Here is a 17,859-nt window from a genome sequence, read left to right as displayed (position 1 = left end):
CGATTGAGAACGATAGGTGCCGATGCCGGAAGTCCCTTCTGCGTGGCGTGCGGCAATTTCGGGCTCTGGCGTAGAAATCGGCGGGTCATATTCAGTCTTGGCAGGGCAGCCGGATATCCATCAGCCCACAGAATCTGCACGACTCGCCGCAGGCGTTGCGCGCCGTAATTGCGCTGTTCAGATCACGCACCATTTACTTCCTGCACCGGCGAGATGCGATCCGGAAGTCCGCAAGCGACGTAGCAAAAGTCGACCGTGCGACACTTAAGGATTTCGTGGGCGGCGGTAGCGAGGAGACGGAGAAGATTCATAATCTGATTGGAACAGTTCTCGGGGGCTGACGGGGCTACGTTGCGAAGACCTTTGCATCATGGGGAACCATCGTGCCGAGACCGAAGATCGAGCTACGCCACGTGCGTTACATCATCGCCGCTGCGGAAAGCGGCAGCTTCCGGCGCGCGGCTCAAGATCTCGGCGTCGAGCAGTCAGCTATCAGCCGCCGCATCCGCGATGTCGAGGATGAGATCGGCGCTCAGCTGTTCCGCCGTCACCCTGCCGGCGTCGACCTGACGGACATCGGCAAACAATTCCTGAATCAGGCGGCCCCTGGGGCTCGCCAGATCGGATCGGCGCTCGACGGCGCAAGAACGGTGGCGAACAGAGGGCGGCATCTTCGGATCGGCGTGTTCGGACCTCTGACTATGGGCTTCCTGTCGGAGCTCTTCGGGGCCTTTCGGGGTGACCGCCCGGGGGTCAAGCTGCGGTTCAGCGAGGGCAGCTGTCCCGAACTGATCGCGGCCGTGCGGCGGGGGCAGCTTGATGTTGGTATCGTCGCCGAAGCATTGCCCGCAAAGGGCTTTGACGTGACGCATCTGTGGGCTGAGCCTGTTTACGTGGCAATGCGGGACGGCGACCCACTCGCCGATCAGAAGGCGCTCCGGTGGGATGACTTGCGGCATCGGCATTTTGTGGTGACCGATTTGCCGACCGGCGACTTCGCGAAGAATTACCTGATGCGACACCTCCAGACGTCGCCCGGGGACCTCCAGATCGAGCAATTGTCAGTCACGCGGGAATCGCTGATGCAGATCGTCGCGCATGGGGATGGCGTCACCATCGCAGGCAGCGCGCATGTCCGTCACGGACTACCAGGCATTGTTTTTCGCCTGATCGAGGATGCTGTTCTCCGCTATGGTGCTGTCCACCCGCGAGGTGCGCTCCATCGGAATCTCGAGCGCCTGCTGTCGCTGGCAAAGTCTTTCTCAGAGCGAGATGACGCTTGGTTCGCCCGGCAACGGCTCATGCGCCCTGAGCATCGGCGCGTGCCGCACGCTGACCGCCATCGCGGCGCGCGCGGGCAAACCCCCGATCGGTTGCAATGAAGCGCTCGAGCATGGGTACGATCAGCCTCAATGGGTCGCCGATGGTCTGGCCTTGTTCGCGGCCGAGGGCTGCCGCGTAGGCGACGAGGTCGCGATGCAGGGGCGCAGGGAGTTCAATCGTCACCTTCACCGGCTTGTCGTCGACGATCGGGCCGAGCTTCAGCTTGGTCATCAGAACCCTCCATAAGGTTCGAGCACGAGGTCGCGGGTGACAATGACGCGCACGGGAAATCCCGGCCGGATTGTGAGGGTCGGCGCGACATTGAGCTGCCGTCGGATGATCTGCTGGCCGGCGTCGTTGATCGTGTCCTGCGCACCGTTCCGGATCGCCCGGAGCAGCCGATCCTGATCGTCGACGGCCAGTTCGGCGCCGACGGATAACAGGGTCGAAAGGCCGGCTGCCTTGGCGAGATCCCACCAGTGATAATCGACGCCATCTTGAAGCCCCGCATAACCCTGTGCGTCGGCTCCGGGCTGACGTTCCAGGACGATCGAACGGCCGTTCGGGAGGATGAGCCGCTTCCAGACGAGCAGCACCCGGCGCTGACCGAAGCCGACGTCGTTGCTGTACTCGCCGATCAGTCGCGTGCCCTGCGGCACAAGCAGGATGCGCCCGGTTGGGCTGTCGTAGACATGCTCCGTCACCTGCGCGGTGATCTGGCCCGGGAGGTCAGACCGGATGCCGGTGATCAGCGCCGCGGGGATGACGGAGCCGGTCTGGAGGACATAGGGCGATGCCGGCCCGACGACGCGATCCGGCGAAACCGTGCGGCGGTCCACGCCCGCATTCAGGAATGCGAGCTGGCGATCCTGTGCCGTGAGTGCACCTGGCTGGCCCGGAAGACCCAGCCCAGTCAGGCTCGGGTTGCCCGGTCCGCCAACTGTGCCAATCGGAGCTGCGACGCGCGCCTCGGTCTGGAAGAAGACGCGGCTTGTTCGGGCCGCTTCTTCCTCCGCGCGCCTGCGCTGCTCGACCGGATCGACGGCGGGCGCTGCCGCCATCGGCGGTGTGACGGGCTGGCCGCGGTTCTGCGCGTCAAGAATGGGGCGTCCGAGATCCCCGGGCAACGGAGGCCCGAGCACCGGGCCGGTATAGTCGCGTGGCAGGCCTGCAAGCCCGTCTGCAGTTCGTCGGTTTTGCGTGGAGTAGAGCTCCTCACTGCCCGGGCCGATACTGCGTGTCTGAAGCGCATAGATGAGCGCGCCACCGACCCCGAGGGCGGCAACGAGACTTATGCCTCCCAGGACCTTGCGCGAGAGTCGGGTGACCTGGGGCGGTTCGGCGCGCAGCCGCATGGGCGCAGCGGCGTCGCCGGAGTGTGTGCCGACCAGCGGTGCGTCGACTTCGCCCTGCGTATCGCGTTCGCTCATGACGCGGGCCTCCCATCGGTGCGAACGATCCGGACCGTCTGCTGGCGCTCGCCACTGCCGAGACGGAGCTCGGCGGCGCCGAACAGGCGGTCGACGATCAGGATGTTCTGGTGGATCCGGCTGTTGGCGATCTGCGGTTCGCCATCGGCGCCGATGACGAAGAGCGGCGGCATCTCGCCCTGAACGATCCCGCGCGGGAACTCGACATAGACGCGGCGCCCGTCGTCGTAGACCGAGAGCGGCCGCCACGGCGGCGTGTCGCCCGTGAGGCCGTAGCGATAGTTCCGTGCCGCAACGGCTGGGATCACTGGCGTAGCGGGCACTGCCTGTCTCTGCGAGGCGGGCGGCTGCGGATAGGCCCAGGCGACGGCGGGCATATAGGGGCGTTCGCCCGAGCGCAGCTCGATCATGTAGATGCGCCGGTCGGTGGTGATGACCAGATTCGTCGTGATGTCCGGCCGTGTCGGCTTCACAAGAACATGGACGCGACGGGTGATGCCGGATCCGCTCTCTGTGTCGCCGATGATCCAGCGCGCCGTGTCGCCCGCAGCGATCGGTCCGGCGCCCGTCAGGTTTTCGCCAGGCTCCAGCGCGATGTTGGTGATCTGCCCGGGTGCGGCATAGACCTGATAGAGCGCGCCCTCGCTCCAGGGGTAGATCTGGATCGAGTTGTAATAGCCCTCGCGGCGCGGCTCGACCCGCGCGGCGGCATTGGCATTCTCGACACGACCTGTCGGCGACCCCGCGGCAGCGCCACCGCGCGCGGGTGTCCAGGCCGGCGGTGTGTGAAGCGGCCTTGGTGGCGCCTCGGTGACGGCGGCCGGCACAGGGGGAAGCGGCGGCACCTCAGCGTCGTAGCTAATCTGTGGCGGCCGGTTGGTCGCGCAGCCGGCGAGCGCCAATCCGGAAATCAGCAAAAGCGCAGAGCCGGATGTACGGAAGCCATAACGAGCGGGTCGACGGAGATGATCTCTCATTGCCCCATCTCCCGCGACCAGTTGATGGCGTTAACATAGATTCCGAGCGGGTTGGCTCGCAGCCGCTCGGCGTCGCGCGGGGGCTGGATCACGATGGTCAGGATCGCCGTCCAGCGCTGTGTGGTGGAAAGCTGGCCGTTCTCGTACTGGCGTTCAGTCCACGCGACGCGGAAGCTGTCGGGCGAAGCGCGGATCACGCTCGACACTTCGACCGACACCTGCTGCTTGCCGACGCGGGTAAAGGGGTCGTTGGCGCGGGCATAGTCGTTGAGGGCGGCCGCGCCGCGGTCGGTCGTGAATTCATAGGCGCGGAGCCAATTTTGCCGCACGACGATGGCGTCGGCCGGGATCGAGCGGACCTGCTCGATGAACCGCGCCAGATGCCAGGCCACCTGCGGGTCGGTGGGGCGATAGTCGGCCTGCGCTGGCGCGACCGCCTGCGCCTGGCCGAGATTGTCGACCTGCACCACCCACGGGACGATGGTCCCGCGCGCCGACTGCCAGACGAGCGCGGCAGCGAAGCCGGCGGAGAGGATCAGGCAGCCGAAGGCCATTAGCCGCCAGTTTCGGGCCTGGACACGCGCTGAGCCGATCCGATCGTCCCAGATCTGCGCCGCGCGCTGATATGGCGTCTCGGGGCCGGGCGTCTTTCCATAGTGGGTTGCGGGTCGCTTGAAGAAGCTCATGTGCGGTCGCCTCCGGAGAGATTGATGGAAGAGCCGCCGCCATGGCTGTCGCCCGATCGGATCGCGTGTGCCGCGAGCGTGACGCCGTGGCTCATGGTCTGCCCACGCCGCATGCGCTGCGCCCAAGCCGGCGGGTTGGCGGCAGAGCCTGTCGCAGCCGGTGCGGCATCATTCGCAACCGTTCCCATGCTCGAGGAGCCGCCGGTGGCGCCAAAGCCGGTCTTGACGCCGTCGGCGAAGCTGGAGCGAACGCTTTGCGCGGCCCGGCGCAGCGGAGAGGCTGCTGCGCCGCCGGCCGCTCGTGCGACTCCGCCGAGGCCCGACGCGACGCCGGCGGCACCCGACTGGCCGAGGGAGCCGAGACTGTAGGCAGCGGAGGCGGCACCCGCCGCGGTGGCCCCACCGCGCACGGCAGCGGCGCCGCCGGAAATGGCGCTGGCGCCACCGCGCAGGGCGAGCCCGGCCGCGCCACCGGCAGCCATGGCTGTGCCGCCCGCGACGAGGCCGGTGCCGATGGCGGAGCCTGCGCCAAGTTGCGGGCCGCCGGAAACGATGCCGTTGGCGATACCCGGACCAAAGATGCCGAGACCGAGAAGCGACAGCGCCGCCAAAACGACGGCCATCGCGTCGTCGATGGTCGGTGGCTGACCGCCGAATCCTGCCGTGAACTGACTGAACAGAGTCGAGCCGATGCCGATGATGACGGCGAGCACCAGTACCTTGATCCCTGACGAGATGACGTTGCCCAGCACGCGCTCGGCCATGAAGGCGGTCTTCCCGAACAGGCCGAACGGGATCAGGACAAAGCCGGCCAGGGTGGTCAGCTTGAATTCGATCAGCGTGATGAAGAGCTGGATGGCGAGGATGAAGAAGGCGAGCAGCACCAGCGCCCAGGCGAAGAGCAGGCAGGCGATCTGGATGAAGTTTTCGAAGAAGGCGATCCAGCCCATCAGGTTTGAGATGGATTCGAGCAGCGGCCTTGCTGCATCGAGACCCGTCTGCGCGACCCGGCCCGGGCGCATCAGGTCCTGGATGGAAAACCCGGTGCCAGACGCCTGAAGTCCGAGGCCTGCGAAGCTTTCGAAGACGATCCGCGCGAGGTTGTTCCAGTTGCCGATGATGTAGGCAAAGACGCCCACAAACAGCGTCTTCTTCACAAGACGCGCGATGATGTCGTCATCTGCGCCCCAACTCCAGAACAGGGCGGCCAGCGTGACGTCGATGACGATCAGCGTCGTCGCGATGAACGCCACCTCGCCGCCGAGCAGGCCGAACCCGCTGTCGATGTAGGAGGTGAAGACCCCGAGGAAATTGTCGATGACGCCGCTGCCGCCCATGGCTCACCGCCCTTCGTCGGCGCGTCCAGGCGCGGTGCGGGTGCCAAGGAAACGGTCGCGGGTTTCGGCCCAGATGCGCAGACACTCGCTGTCCCGAGCCGCGGCTTCCCCCATCTGCTGGCAGCGACGCTGGCCTTCGCGCAGCGGGTCCGCCGCCTCCTCAAGCACGGGCGTCGGCCGAATTGCTGGCCTTTCCTCCTTCCGGCTCATCTCGATCGCCGTTGCCGTGATCGCAACAGAGACGAAGATGATCGCGCCCACGCGGGCCAGCGTCTTGCCGTCCATCCCGCCGCCCTCAGTTGCCGTTCGGGAACATCCGGGCGTTGCCGGGCTGATAGCCGGACCCCGGGGTCAGGAACCGGCGGCGCTGTTCACGACCCTGTTCGGCGGCAGCGGCCCGCTCGGCATCGACAAGCGCCTGCGCTCGGCCGTTGGCGGCGACGACCGCGACCAGGTCTGCGAGTTGCTGCGCCTGCAATGCGAGCAGCTGGTTGCCTGCTTGGGTCGCCTGAAGCGCGCCGGTCGCGCCCTGGCTCTGCCCGACCAGAGCCGCCATCTCGGCGCGGTTGGTGTCGATGTTGCCGACGACACCGGCCTGCACGCGGAGTGCGTCCTGAAGGCCGCCGACTGTGTTCTGCCAGCGCGAGCGAGCATCGGCGACGAGCCGCTGATCCGAGGTCGACAGCGAGATGTTGCCGTACTGGCTCTGGAAGGCCTGATCGATCTGCTGCACGTCGAAGGCGATGCGCTGTGCCTGACCCAGAAGCGCTTGCGTGCGCTGCACCGATTGCTGGAGTTGCTGAAGCGAGGAATAGGGCAGGCTCGCGAGATTGCGGGCCTGGTTGATCAGCATCTGCGCCTCGTTCTGAAGGCTCTGGATCTGGTTGTTGATCTGCTCGAGTGCCCGCGCGGCCGACAGGACATTCTGGACGTAGTTGGTCGGATCATAAACGACCCACTGCGCCGCAGCCGGGGTGACGAATACCGGCGAGAAGGCCACGGGCATCGACAGGATGGTTGCGGCGAACAGCGCCGCGCGAGAGCGTCGGATCATCATGGCTTGGGCTCCAGGTTGGTGAGATCGGGGATGAGGTCGGCGGCCCATCCGACATCGCGGGCGCGCAGCCAGGCCGGCAGGAAGCCGTCGCGGCCATGCTCGGCGAGGATCGCCTCGATGGCGGCCTGATCAGCTTTCGAGGATGCCGCACAAAGCGCGAGGGCGACTTCGGAGAGCCCCAGCTCGAACAGCCGGTTGCCGCGTCGCGACTGGCAATAATAGTCGCGCTTGGGCGTGGCCCGGCTGAGGATCTCGATCTGGCGGTCGTTCAAGCCGAAGCGTCGATAGATCGTGGTGATCTGGGGCCCGATCGCGCGTTCGTTCGGCAGCAGCAGGCGCGTCTGGCAGCTTTCGATGATGGCCGGAGCGATCGCGCTCCCATCGATGTCGGCCAGCGATTGCGTGGCGAAGACGACGGACGCGTTCTTCTTGCGCAGCGTCTTCAGCCATTCGCGCAGTTGCGCCGCGAAGCCGTCATCGTCGAGCGCGAGCCAGCCTTCGTCGACGATCAGGAGCGTGGGCCGTCCATCCAGACGGTCGCCGATCCGATGGAAAAGATACGCAAGGACGGCCGGCGCCGCGCCGCCGCCGATCAGCCCTTCGGTTTCAAAGGCCTGGACCGCAGCTTCCCCTAGCTGCTCGCCTTCGGCGTCCAGCAGCCGTCCGTAGGCACCGCCCACACAATAGGGTCTCAGCGCCTGCTTCAGATCGTTCGACTGAAGGAGGACGGCAAGGCCTGTCAGGGTGCGCTCGGGGACCGGCGCAGACGCCAGCGAAGTCAGCGCTGTCCAGAGATGTTCTTTCACCTCCGGCGTGATCGTGACGCCCTCGCGGGCAAGGATGGCGGCGATCCAGTCGGCTGCCCATGCGCGCTCGTGGGTCTCGTGAACGCGCGCGAGCGGCTGAAGGGACACCGACGACGCGGCGCCGTCCGTCAGGCTGCCGCCGAGGTCGTGCCAGTCGCCCCCCATCGCCAGCGCGGCCGCCCGGATCGAGCCGCCGAAGTCGAAGGCGAAGACTTGTGCATCCGGATAGCGCCGAAATTGAAGCGCGATGAGCGCGAGCAGCACGGACTTGCCAGCGCCGGTCGGCCCGACGACCAGCGTGTGGCCGACGTCGCCGACATGCAGCGAAAAGCGAAACGGCGTGCTGCCTTCGGTCTTGCCGTAAAGCAGCGGCGGCGCACCGAAATGCTCGTCCCGTTCCGGCCCGGCCCAGACCGCCGAGAGCGGAATCATGTGGGCGAGGTTAAGGGTTGAGATCGGTGGCTGCCGGACGTTGGCGTAGACATGGCCGGGCAGCGAACCGAGCCAGGCATCGACGGCGTTGATCGTCTCGGACATCGCGGTGAAGTCGCGGCCCTGGATCACCTTTTCCACGAGGCGCAGCTTCTCGTCGGCGGTGCGCGGATCGGCATCCCAGACGGTGACGGTGGCGGTCACATAGGCCTGACCGGCATAGTCGGCTCCTAGCTCCTGTAAGGCCATGTCGGCATCGGCCGCCTTGTTCGCAGCGTCCGTATCGACGAGCGCGGATGCCTCGTTGGTCATCACCTCCTTCAGGATCGCGGCGATCGACTTGCGCTTGGCGAACCACTGCCGCCGGATGCGCGTCAGCAGCTTGGTGGCGTCCGTCTTGTCGAGGAGGATCGCCCGCGTGGACCAGCGGTAGGGAAAGGCGAGCCGGTTGAGATCGTCGAGAATCCCTGGGGTCGTCGCCGTCGGAAAGCCGTTGATCGTCAGCACGCGCAGATGGGCGGCGCCGAGCCGCGGCTCAAGGCCGCCGGTCAGCGGCTCATCGGCGAGAAGCGCATCGAGGTAGATCGGCGTTTCCGGAACGCGCACGCGGTGGCGCTTCGTGGACACTGTCGCGTGCAGGTAGGTCAGGGTCTCGCCGTCATCGAGCCACCGGCATTCCGGCATGAACCCTTCGACGAGCTGGAGGACCCGGTTGGTGCGGTCAATGAAAGCCGCGAGGGCTTCATGGGGATCGACGCCGGACTGTTGGCGGCCCTCGTAGAGCCAGGTCTCCGCCCGCGCGGCATCCTCGGCGGGCGGGAGATAGAGGAAGGTCAGGAAGTAGCTCGACTCGTAATGCGCGCCGGCTTCCTCGAAGTCGGCCTTGCGCTCGGCATCGACGAGGGCGGAGGCGGCATCGGCGAAGCGGCTTGCCGGATAGGAGGCGGCCTCGTGACGCTGCGCTTCGACGAAGATCGCCCAGCCCGAGCCCAGACGTCGGAAGGCGTTGTTGAGGCGACCGGCGACGGCGACCAGTTCGGCGGCCACAGCAGAGTCGAGATCGGGACCACGGAAGCGCGCGCTACGCTGGAAGCTGCCATCCTTGTTGAGCACGACCCCTTCGCCAACCAGCGCCGCCCAGGGCAGGAAATCAGCGAGGCGGGTCGCGGTGCGGCGATATTCGGCGAGGTTCATCATGGCCGCGCCTCAGACCGCGAGATGACCCGGAATGCGCAGATGCCGGCGGCCCACTTCGACAAAGAGCGGATCGCGCTTTGCTGCCCAGACGGCGGCGAAATGGCCGATCGCCCAGATGAGGAGACCGACCAGCCACAGCCGCAAGCCGAGACCGACAGCACCGGCGAGCGTGCCGTTCATGATGGCGATGCTGCGCGGTGCGCCGCCCAGCAGGATATGTTCGGTCAGCGCGCGGTGGACCGGAACCGAGAAGCCCGCGACCTCATCGGGATGATGCAGGAGGCCCGCCATCAGACGAGCGCCCCGCCGCCGAACGAGAAGAACGACAGGAAGAAGCTGGACGCCGCGAAGGCGATCGACAGGCCGAAGACGATCTGGATGAGGCGGCGAAATCCCCCGCTCGTATCGCCGAACGCCAGCGTCAGGCCGGTGACGATGATGATGATGACCGCGATGATCTTGGCGACCGGACCCTCTATCGACTGGAGTATGGACTGCAGCGGCGCTTCCCAAGGCATGGAAGAGCCGGATGCATGAGCAGCGGGCGCTAGAAGAAAGCTCAGGGCCAGCGCCGTGGCGGCGGTCGCGAGGCGCTGGCGGCCGCGCGCGATGTGTCGGATCATGCGGGATCTCCTTGTGGGGCTGGAGGCTGGGTTGCAGGGGAAAGGCGGTAGTCGGTGCCCGCTGCGAGCCCGTCGACGCGGGCGAGTTCGGCGAGGCGCCGCGCGGCACCGCGGCCGGAGAGAACGGCGACGAGGTCGATGGTCTCGGCGATCAACGCCCGGGGGACGGTGACGACGGCTTCCTGGATGAGCTGTTCAAGGCGGCGTAGCGCGCCGAGCGCAGTGCCCGCGTGAATCGTGCCGATCCCGCCGGGATGGCCGGTGCCCCAGGCCTTCAGGAGATCGAGCGCCTCTGACCCACGCACCTCGCCGATCGGGATCCGATCCGGCCGCAGCCGCAGCGACGAGCGCACCAGGTCGGACAGCGTCGCGACGCCGTCCTTGGTGCGCATGGCGACGATGTTCTGCGCCCGGCATTGCAACTCGCGTGTGTCTTCGATGACGATGACGCGGTCGGTCGTCTTCGCGACCTCGGCCAGCAGAGCATTGGTCAGGGTGGTCTTGCCGGTGCTGGTTCCGCCGGCCACGAGGATGTTGGCGCGCGATGCGACCGCCTGCCGGAGAATGGCGGCCTGGTCTGCCGTCATGATGCCCGCGGCGACATAGTCGTCGAGCGTGAAGACGGCGACGGCGGGCTTGCGGATCGCGAAAACCGGAGCCGTCACGACTGGCGGCAGCAGGCCCTCGAAGCGCTCGCCGGTTTCGGGGAGCTCGGCCGAGACGCGCGGCCGACGGTCATGCACCTCGGCGCCGACATGGTGGGCGACGAGGCGGACGATGCGTTCGCCATCGGCCGCCGAAAGTCGCTCTCCCGTATCGGACAGTCCGTCAGAGAGCCGGTCTACCCAGAGCCGCCCATCCGGGTTGAGCATGACCTCGACGATCGCGGGGTCTTCCATGAATCGGGCGATTGCAGGCCCCAGTGCGGTGCGCAACATGCGTGCGCCGCGTGAGGCTGCTTCCGATTGCTGATGGTTAACCGCCACGTCGTCCCCGTTCGCTTGCGGGCCCGCGCGATGCGCGGCCCTGGATCGGGGATGAGTAAGAAAGGCAGGAATTGAGGCGTTGCAACAACGCTCAGGGGGTCATCGTACTGTGGCGAAGAAAGACAGGTGATCGGCGGACTGGCGTCGAGTCACGGCAGCGTCTGAGGCTCCCGATCGGCACGTTTTCCCGAGCGGGAACAATTCAGGCCCGGGAGCTACCCCGAGACGCAGGCTTTCCCGAGCGGGAAATTCTGATAGACATTCTCCAGGAATCCATGATACTTTCCCGTTCGGTAAAGATCATGGCCAGACGCAACCTCACCACCGCCGAGATAGGCGACATCGTCCGAACCACCCGCAAAGCCGCTGGCCTGCGGCAGGACGAGCTTGCGGGTGCAGCGGGCGTCGGCCTGCGTTTCATCGTCGATCTCGAAGCGGGCAAGCCGACCGCACAGATCGGCAAGACGCTTCAGGTCCTGTCTGCGCTCGGATGTTCGCTCGATATCACGCCGCCGTCCGACACCAAAGGAGCGCGGAAGGGATGACGCGCACCCTCGATATCTGGTGGGACGGGCGCCTGGTGGGCCAGTTGACGCAGGACCAGCATGGTGAACTCGGCTTCGCCTATGCGCCGGATTGGCTTGACGATGAGGCGGCGCAGCCCTTGTCCGCTTCGCTGCCAAAGCGGGCGGAACCGTTCACTCGCCGCGAGTGCCGCCCGTTCTTCGGTGGCCTCCTGCCGGAGGAAGGCCAGCGCGACGCGGCGGCTCAGGCACTCGGCGTGTCGCGCGCCAATGATTTCGCCCTTCTCGATCGTCTCGGCGGCGATGTCGCGGGCGCGCTCCAGCTTCTGCCGCCCGGCGAAGTACCGGCTACTCTTGCCCCCGATCAACGGCCAACCCCGCTTGACGATGCAGGCCTGATCCGGGTGCTGGACGCGCTGCCCGTCCGCCCGCTGCTCGCGGGCGAGGAAGGATTGCGCCTCTCGCTCGCCGGCGCGCAATCGAAGGTGCCGGTGGTTCTGCTGGATGAAGCGGTGGCGTTGCCTGCGCCGGGCCAGGCCACGACTCATATTCTCAAGCCGCCGATATCGCGTTTCGCGGCCACGACCGAGAACGAAGCGTTCGTGATGCGCCTTGCTGCCGCAATCGGTCTCGATGTCGCGCAGGCAGAAGCGCGCACCGTTCAGGATCGAACGTTTCTGCTGGTCCATCGCTATGACCGCGCCATCGGCGCCGATGGCATTGTGCGCCGGATCCACCAGGAGGATTTCTGCCAGGCGCTCGGCGTGCCGCCGGAAACCAAATACGCCAGCGAGGGCGGCCCGACCTTTAAGGATTGCTTCGCGCTGCTCCGCCGCGTCGCCGCCAGGCCCGCCGTCGACGTGCTGAAGCTTCTCGATGCGGTGATCTTCAATGTGATCGCCGGGAACGCCGACGCACACGGCAAGAATTTCTCGATCCTCTACGACGCCGAAGGCCCACGCCTCGCCCCGCTGTATGATTTGCTTGCGACCGTTGCCTATCCCGATCTCTCGCCGAAATTCGCCATGAAGATCGGGAAACGCGCCACGCTCGCCGAACTGGACGCGAAGGGATGGGCAGCATTTGCGGCGGACGCGGGACTCGGCGTGCCCCTGATACGAAGACGGGTTGCGGAGATCAGCAAAGGCGTGATTACGCGAACAGGCGAGGTTGCCGCCGAGTTGGTGCGCCCTGGCTTCGATCGGACGGCCATCGAAAGCCTTGCCGCGATGGTCCGCGAACGAGCGGAGCGCTGCGCATTGACGGTGGCGGAACCCGTCCGCTCGGCCAACCAACTGCGCGATGGCGGGAATGTCGAAGGGAGCAATGGCCAATGACATTTCTCTACTTCGCGTATGGCTCCAACATGTTGCCGGCACGACTGCTTGGCCGCTGCCCGTCGGCGAAGGTCGTCGGGACGGGAGTTGCGCGCGCCTGGAGTCTTGCGTTCTCGAAGGCGAGTAAAGACGGCTCGGGCAAAGCGACACTGGTTGCCGAGCCGAATTCCGCCGTGCCCGGGGTCATTTTCGAGATTGATCTGGCCGAACGAGAGCTGTTGGACCGGTACGAGGGGGTAGGATCTGGCTACCGGCGCGACGACGCTTTCGCCGTCGAGGGAGTCACTGTTCCGACGAGCAGCTATCTGGGCACTTCATTGGACCACACACAACGGCCTTTCGATTGGTACCTCGCGACCGTCGTTGCCGGCGCCGAATATCATGGGCTGGACACAGCTCATGTCGCCGCGCTGAGGGGCACGCGCTTCGTCGCGGATACCGAATTGGGTCGAAGGACCCGCGTCGAAGCCATTGAGGCGATGCGAGAGCATGGCATCCAAGATTACCGAACGTTACTTGAAGGTCTGGGATAGGCGTGCCGATCACTCTCAATCCTATGGCGGCGCTCCCCCAATGCGAGGGAGAACAATGGAGCGTCGATGCCCCTGACGATCTCGCGCAGCTTGTCGCGCTGGTGTTGGTCGGTCAGGCTTTCCACGCGGCGCTGATCCTTGTGGGCACGCAATTGGCGCCGCCGAAAATCACGGCCGGGCTGAAAGAGACGCTCGACAAAGATCTGCATCCTACGACGGAAAAGGGTATCGAACATCGCGATGGTCTTTTATTCGAGATCATTTGCTGGGTCGCTGCCCGCAAGGGCAAGACGGGCGATGAAAAGATCGACAATTCGCACCTTAAGGCGACCAACCAGGGCACTGATGGCGTCAAGATTACGGTCGATCCGGCGACGAAGACGCTGACGAAGGCGACCGTATACGAGTACAAATGCACGATCCATGCTCGGCAAAAATTCCAGAGCCAGGTGCTGAAGTCGTTTCGTGAGTACATTTCTGGCAAGCGCGATAATCAGCTGGCTCAAGCCGTTCTCGCCTTGCTGGAAAGCTACGGCTTCAATGGATACGAGCTCAAGACGGCATATGACACGCTGATTCAGACGCGCCCGCTGGCGTTTGAAGCATCGCTGACTGTTTCGCCATCGCAGTTTCCAGCGGCCAAATGCGTCGCGTTGTTCAAGGACTATGATTCTCTTCAGGTGGCTTTGGACAAGCGCGGCGGTAACACGCTCCCGCTAGACGACGTTCGGGCCTGGTTTGCTGATTTCGCGGATCGCGTCTGGGCGCGGATTTCGACGTTCGATGTTTGACGCGCAAACCGCAGCCTTGATCCGGAGCGCGCCGGCTCTTGAGGGCGTCGACCCGTCGATGCTGCCGCAAGAACTGACCGGTATCTACGCCGAACTGGCCGGCCTCAGGCTGCGTGCGGCATCGCTAGCCGAGCAGCCCGACTACCTCGCCCAACTCGCGCGTATCGAGCGGATCGCGACTATCTACGAAGCGCTTGTCGACCGCGGTGCAGAAGATCACGAACGCCGGGCCGCCGCCTTCGTCGCAGCGACCGCTTATCAGCTTCTGGCCCGTATCCGCCCGGATCTCGAGGAGCGCGATGAACTCCTGACCACGCGGGCCATTGATCCGCGCGTATCGGCACCACTTCTGTTCCTGATCGCTGAGCAGAGCCCTGACGCGCGTGAAGCCGCTCGCGAACTCGCAGGCCCCCGTCTTGAAGATATTCATCGCGGCGCTCTGGTAGAAAGCGTCGAAGACCTTGCCTTGGAACGATTTGAAGCGATCCTCGAGCGTGCCAACCGTTTGGCAGGATTGCGGCCTGGGGCCGATGCGCCGTTTGATGAACGGGCGACGCAGGCGTTGTACGGATTGTGCTGGAGCGGTCTGGTGCAAATGGTAGCACGCTTGCTCGATCGTCCTCGTGTCGAGCTCGCCTATCAATCGTTCGAAACCCCTCAGCTTGCCTTCGCCAGAGTGGTGGAACTCGCAACCCGTCCGCTGAGTCTTCCGGACACTGGCCTCAATATTACCTCCAGCTATGCGGGACCGCGTCATCTGGCGCGGTTGCTTATGCACGTCGCAGACGGACTTGAGGACGTTGGCGTCACTCGAATCCCACCGCCCGCGGGTGCGGAAGAGAATTCTTGGAAGCTGTGGGTTCGCCATCGCGCGTCGAGCAAACCGGTGCTTTGGCCGAATCACCGCGCCGCTCTGGCTACGCATTTTCTGGATGTTGGAAAGTCAGCGGTGCTGGTACTGCCCACCGGCGCGGGCAAAACCACGCTTTCAGAGTTGAAGATCGCCTCGACCTTGTCCGCCGGCAAGAAGGTCATCTTCCTCGTCCCGACCTTGGCTCTGGTCGATCAGCTTCGTGATGATCTTGCCGAGAGCTTTCCAGAGAGTCTGATAGACAGCGTCGTGTCGGCCGATGGCGACCTCACCGCGCTGATCCGCGGACCAGAGCTCGAATCGATCGAAGTGATGACTCCCGAGCGATGCCTTGCGCTGCTGAGCTTCACCGACACCGACATGAGCGATCTTGGCCTGTTGGTCTTCGATGAATGCCATCTGTTGAGCCCCGATGGCGGCGGATCCCGTAGCGTGGACGCAATGCTGTGTTTGCTCCATGCTATCAAACGCGCACCAAACGCCGATCTCCTGTTGCTCTCTGCGATGCTGAAGAATGCCGGAGAGGTGGCCGATTGGCTTGCCTCGATTACCGGGCGTCCCTGCGTCGGTTTTCATGATCCCTGGAAGCCGAGCCGGCAGGCACGCGGCGTGGTGATCTATCCGAAGGCGCAAGTCGATGCCGCAAACATGATCGTCCGGCGTAAGAAACGGCTCAAAGCGTCCTACAAGGCACCACCGCTCGATGTCGACGCATATGCATTGTTCGGGCTGCACCATGCCTGGCTTAAAACCGTACCGACCGACATGCGGCTCGTGCGGCTTTCCGATGTGCCCGTCGTCCTCGGGCATGGGACGGGCGGCGCAAGCCCAAACGCGAATGATGTTGGGGCAGCTTTGGCCAAGAACGCGGCTGTTGCTGGACTGAAGACCATCATGTTCGTACAGCAAGCCGACCACGCGCCGACCACGGCGAAGCGGCTTCGTGGCAAGCTGCCGTCTCCACCCGCTCTCACTGAAACCGAAAATAGCCTCTGGGTCGACACGGTGGCTGAACTCGGTGCCGAATGCTGCTCGCTGTTCGACCCAACTGCGCCTGCAATCCCACATAACGGAGACATGATCCCGCTCGAGCGACGGCTCGCCGAATCGGTCTTCAAGAAGGCCGGAGGCGTCAACGTCATCGTCGCGACCCCGACGCTGGCGCAGGGCATGAACCTTCCCGCGCAAATCGCAATCTTGGCAGGCACGATGCGGCACAATGAAGATGGCCGCAAACCGCTCGAAGGCCATGAGATATTGAACGCAGCCGGTCGTGCCGGACGCGCCGGCCATCTGGCGAACGGTACAGTGCTCCTGATTCCGGAACCAGTGGTGCAATTCGACGCCAATTCCGCCCCCGAAAGCGAAGCCTTCAAGATGCTTAAGGCGGTGCTGCCGGAGAACGATCAATGCGTGACGATCGACGATCCGCTGACTCCGTTGCTTGACCGCATTCAGGCCGGCGAACTCTCTGGTGCGGGTGTGCGCTACCTCCTGAGCCGACTTCGGGCGGGCGAAGCGGAAGACACGGCCGTCGAAATGGCGGTCGAGATGATCAGCCGTTCCTTTGCCGGATACCAGGCGCGGCAAGCCAAGCAGGATGCCGCTTTCGACGAGAAACTAGGTGCGTTGAAGACCGCGCTTGACACGGCCACTGAACATACGTCGGTGCCCGTGATGCAGATCGCCGCCTTCACGGGTCTTGCGGTCGAGCCATTAGCGGCCATTGCGGCGAAAGTTGAGGCGGAAATCGACTCGTTACCCTCGACCGTATGCGATTGGATGGAATGGCTAATCGATTTCATGATCGCCGATCGCACAAGCTACTCTTTGCTGTTTGGATCAGCTGTCGACACGGTCAAGGCTGTTACTCGCGGCAAGAAGACCGGCGGCGACAGCACGGCTGCGGAAATGGCGCTACTCAAGACCGCGCTGTCTGCGTGGCTCAAAGGCGAACCCTTCGATCGCATCGAGGCCTCACTTGGCGTTCCCGCGGCCAAGATCGGTGTCTGCAAGCGCACGCGCGACCTGATCAATCGGATCGCCAATCGACAACTCTACATGGTCGCTGCAGCGGCCGCTGAGGTTATCCGCCAAACGCTGACGGCCAAGGAAAAGGTCGCTGCGAATCCTGCGGTGCTCGAAATCTTCGCCTACGCGATCCGTCGGGGTGTCGACTCACCGGAGAAGGTCGCGTTTGCATACCGAACCCCAAACGCGCGTTCGCGGGTCCTTCTGCACCGGGCGTTTGCTGAAATGGTCGGGGATCGTCCGCCGGTGCTCGGCTCCGATTTCGAGCACGTCATGCGCCATCTCGACGCCATCCTAGCGTTTGGGTCGGTCGCTAGCCCGTCAGCGGACCCGTCCGAGACGCTGTAGGCCGTAGGTGCCTGACTGCACTTCCTTCGCACTGGGCAGTACCCAGCGAAGGCGAGCCCTTGTGCCAGCCGGAAATCAGCCAGAGCTGATCGAGTATCGGTAGGAGGTCAGCCTGGCCAGAAACTTGCTGAATTATCCGACTCCGCTGGAGTCTCAACTTCGACAAAGATGTCGATTTCGGGCGTTTGAAGAATCGTCAGCAATGACCGAGGTGAGGGAGCTGAGCGGAACAGCATAAACTATTCCAAATGTTATATTATCCATCTGATGTGTCCCCGCCGCTGATGTCGTCCGGAATCTCCCTCAAGAAGCTCTGCCCCTTCTGCAGGCGTCGCCCCAGTGTCTCGACGAATCCGTCATAGCGCTCACGCCCCTTAGCCTGCGCCGAGGCCTGTGCGTCGTTCGGCAACGGTGGCGTGATGGTCAGCCAAAAGCGGACGAACAGGGCGAGCGTTTCCGCGGTGATGCCGAGGTCGCGCTCGAGGCGCTGAACCTGGCGTGACAGGCGGTCGAGGCGGCGGGCGAACGCGGCCTCGCGCTTGTCCGCGCCATCGGGCGACAAGAATGACG

18 protein-coding genes are annotated in these 17,859 nt (G+C 64.8%); 6 read left to right on the top strand and 12 right to left on the bottom strand.

Annotated elements, in window-relative coordinates:
- Positions 1 to 413: 413 nt before the first annotated feature.
- Positions 414 to 1,382 carry a LysR family transcriptional regulator gene (locus tag INE98_RS02365; protein ID WP_293536244.1) on the top strand — a complete coding sequence of 323 codons (969 nt, stop codon included), beginning with the start codon at positions 414 to 416 and terminating at the stop codon, positions 1,380 to 1,382.
- Here INE98_RS02365 and INE98_RS02360 read toward each other — a convergent pair.
- From INE98_RS02360 to trbB, 11 genes are read right to left on the bottom strand one after another with little or no spacing between them, the layout of a single operon-like run.
- Positions 1,300 to 1,554 (bottom strand): DUF2274 domain-containing protein, encoded by a 255-nt coding sequence (locus INE98_RS02360; RefSeq protein WP_293536243.1) that lies wholly within the window; start codon positions 1,552 to 1,554, stop codon positions 1,300 to 1,302. The genes INE98_RS02365 and INE98_RS02360 overlap by 83 nt on opposite strands.
- Positions 1,554 to 2,753 (bottom strand): TrbI/VirB10 family protein, encoded by a 1,200-nt coding sequence (locus INE98_RS02355; RefSeq protein ID WP_293536241.1) that lies wholly within the window; start codon positions 2,751 to 2,753, stop codon positions 1,554 to 1,556. Before INE98_RS02355 ends, INE98_RS02360 begins: the two co-directional genes overlap by 1 nt.
- On the bottom strand, positions 2,750 to 3,730 hold the full coding sequence (trbG, locus tag INE98_RS02350; RefSeq protein ID WP_293536239.1) for a P-type conjugative transfer protein TrbG: 981 nt from the start codon (positions 3,728 to 3,730) through the stop codon (positions 2,750 to 2,752). Before trbG ends, INE98_RS02355 begins: the two co-directional genes overlap by 4 nt.
- The gene (trbF, locus tag INE98_RS02345; protein WP_293536237.1) at positions 3,727 to 4,416 is read right to left on the bottom strand and encodes a conjugal transfer protein TrbF; all 690 of its coding nucleotides are present in this window, start codon (positions 4,414 to 4,416) and stop codon (positions 3,727 to 3,729) included. Before trbF ends, trbG begins: the two co-directional genes overlap by 4 nt.
- On the bottom strand, positions 4,413 to 5,753 hold the full coding sequence (gene trbL / locus INE98_RS02340) for a P-type conjugative transfer protein TrbL (RefSeq protein WP_293536235.1): 1,341 nt from the start codon (positions 5,751 to 5,753) through the stop codon (positions 4,413 to 4,415). Before trbL ends, trbF begins: the two co-directional genes overlap by 4 nt.
- Positions 5,754 to 5,756: 3 nt before the next feature.
- Positions 5,757 to 6,038: a putative entry exclusion protein TrbK-alt gene (trbK-alt, locus tag INE98_RS02335; RefSeq protein WP_293536233.1), complete on the bottom strand. Its 282-nt coding sequence runs from the start codon at positions 6,036 to 6,038 to the stop codon at positions 5,757 to 5,759.
- 10 nt (positions 6,039 to 6,048) lie between these two features.
- Positions 6,049 to 6,810, bottom strand: a complete 762-nt coding sequence (gene trbJ / locus INE98_RS02330) for a P-type conjugative transfer protein TrbJ (RefSeq protein WP_293536232.1) — start codon at positions 6,808 to 6,810, stop codon at positions 6,049 to 6,051.
- Positions 6,807 to 9,245 (bottom strand): conjugal transfer protein TrbE, encoded by a 2,439-nt coding sequence (trbE, locus tag INE98_RS02325; protein WP_293536230.1) that lies wholly within the window; start codon positions 9,243 to 9,245, stop codon positions 6,807 to 6,809. Before trbE ends, trbJ begins: the two co-directional genes overlap by 4 nt.
- A 9-nt stretch (positions 9,246 to 9,254) precedes the next feature.
- Positions 9,255 to 9,536 carry a VirB3 family type IV secretion system protein gene (locus tag INE98_RS02320; protein ID WP_204993715.1) on the bottom strand — a complete coding sequence of 94 codons (282 nt, stop codon included), beginning with the start codon at positions 9,534 to 9,536 and terminating at the stop codon, positions 9,255 to 9,257.
- A complete protein-coding gene (locus INE98_RS02315) occupies positions 9,536 to 9,868 on the bottom strand; it encodes a TrbC/VirB2 family protein (RefSeq protein WP_293536226.1) in 333 nt (110 codons plus the stop codon). Before INE98_RS02315 ends, INE98_RS02320 begins: the two co-directional genes overlap by 1 nt.
- Positions 9,865 to 10,806 carry a P-type conjugative transfer ATPase TrbB gene (gene trbB / locus INE98_RS02310; protein WP_367120158.1) on the bottom strand — a complete coding sequence of 314 codons (942 nt, stop codon included), beginning with the start codon at positions 10,804 to 10,806 and terminating at the stop codon, positions 9,865 to 9,867. The genes INE98_RS02315 and trbB overlap by 4 nt, the downstream gene beginning before the upstream one ends.
- 350 nt (positions 10,807 to 11,156) lie before the next feature.
- Between trbB and INE98_RS02305 the strand changes: the two genes are divergently transcribed.
- From INE98_RS02305 to INE98_RS02285, 5 genes are read left to right on the top strand one after another with little or no spacing between them, the layout of a single operon-like run.
- On the top strand, positions 11,157 to 11,399 hold the full coding sequence (locus INE98_RS02305; protein ID WP_293536223.1) for a helix-turn-helix transcriptional regulator: 243 nt from the start codon (positions 11,157 to 11,159) through the stop codon (positions 11,397 to 11,399).
- Positions 11,396 to 12,715 (top strand): type II toxin-antitoxin system HipA family toxin, encoded by a 1,320-nt coding sequence (locus INE98_RS02300; protein WP_293536221.1) that lies wholly within the window; start codon positions 11,396 to 11,398, stop codon positions 12,713 to 12,715. The genes INE98_RS02305 and INE98_RS02300 overlap by 4 nt, the downstream gene beginning before the upstream one ends.
- Complete coding sequence (locus INE98_RS02295) at positions 12,712 to 13,248, top strand: gamma-glutamylcyclotransferase family protein (protein WP_293536219.1); 537 nt, start codon at positions 12,712 to 12,714, stop codon at positions 13,246 to 13,248. The genes INE98_RS02300 and INE98_RS02295 overlap by 4 nt, the downstream gene beginning before the upstream one ends.
- 2 nt (positions 13,249 to 13,250) lie before the next feature.
- The gene (locus INE98_RS02290; RefSeq protein WP_293536218.1) at positions 13,251 to 14,039 is read left to right on the top strand and encodes a hypothetical protein; all 789 of its coding nucleotides are present in this window, start codon (positions 13,251 to 13,253) and stop codon (positions 14,037 to 14,039) included.
- The gene (locus INE98_RS02285) at positions 14,032 to 17,289 is read left to right on the top strand and encodes a DEAD/DEAH box helicase (protein WP_293536216.1); all 3,258 of its coding nucleotides are present in this window, start codon (positions 14,032 to 14,034) and stop codon (positions 17,287 to 17,289) included. Before INE98_RS02290 ends, INE98_RS02285 begins: the two co-directional genes overlap by 8 nt.
- Positions 17,290 to 17,545: 256 nt before the next feature.
- Here the strand turns inward: INE98_RS02285 and INE98_RS02280 are convergent.
- The coding region (locus tag INE98_RS02280) for a CopG family transcriptional regulator (protein ID WP_293536215.1) at positions 17,546 to 17,859 on the bottom strand (314 nt) is incomplete at its 5' end.

Origin of the sequence: Phenylobacterium sp., from assembly GCF_020253645.1 — a bacterium.
GTDB lineage: Bacteria > Pseudomonadota > Alphaproteobacteria > Caulobacterales > Caulobacteraceae > Phenylobacterium.
The sequence above is the reverse complement of the archived record's forward strand: the minus strand, read 5'-3'. Positions and strand labels throughout refer to the sequence as shown.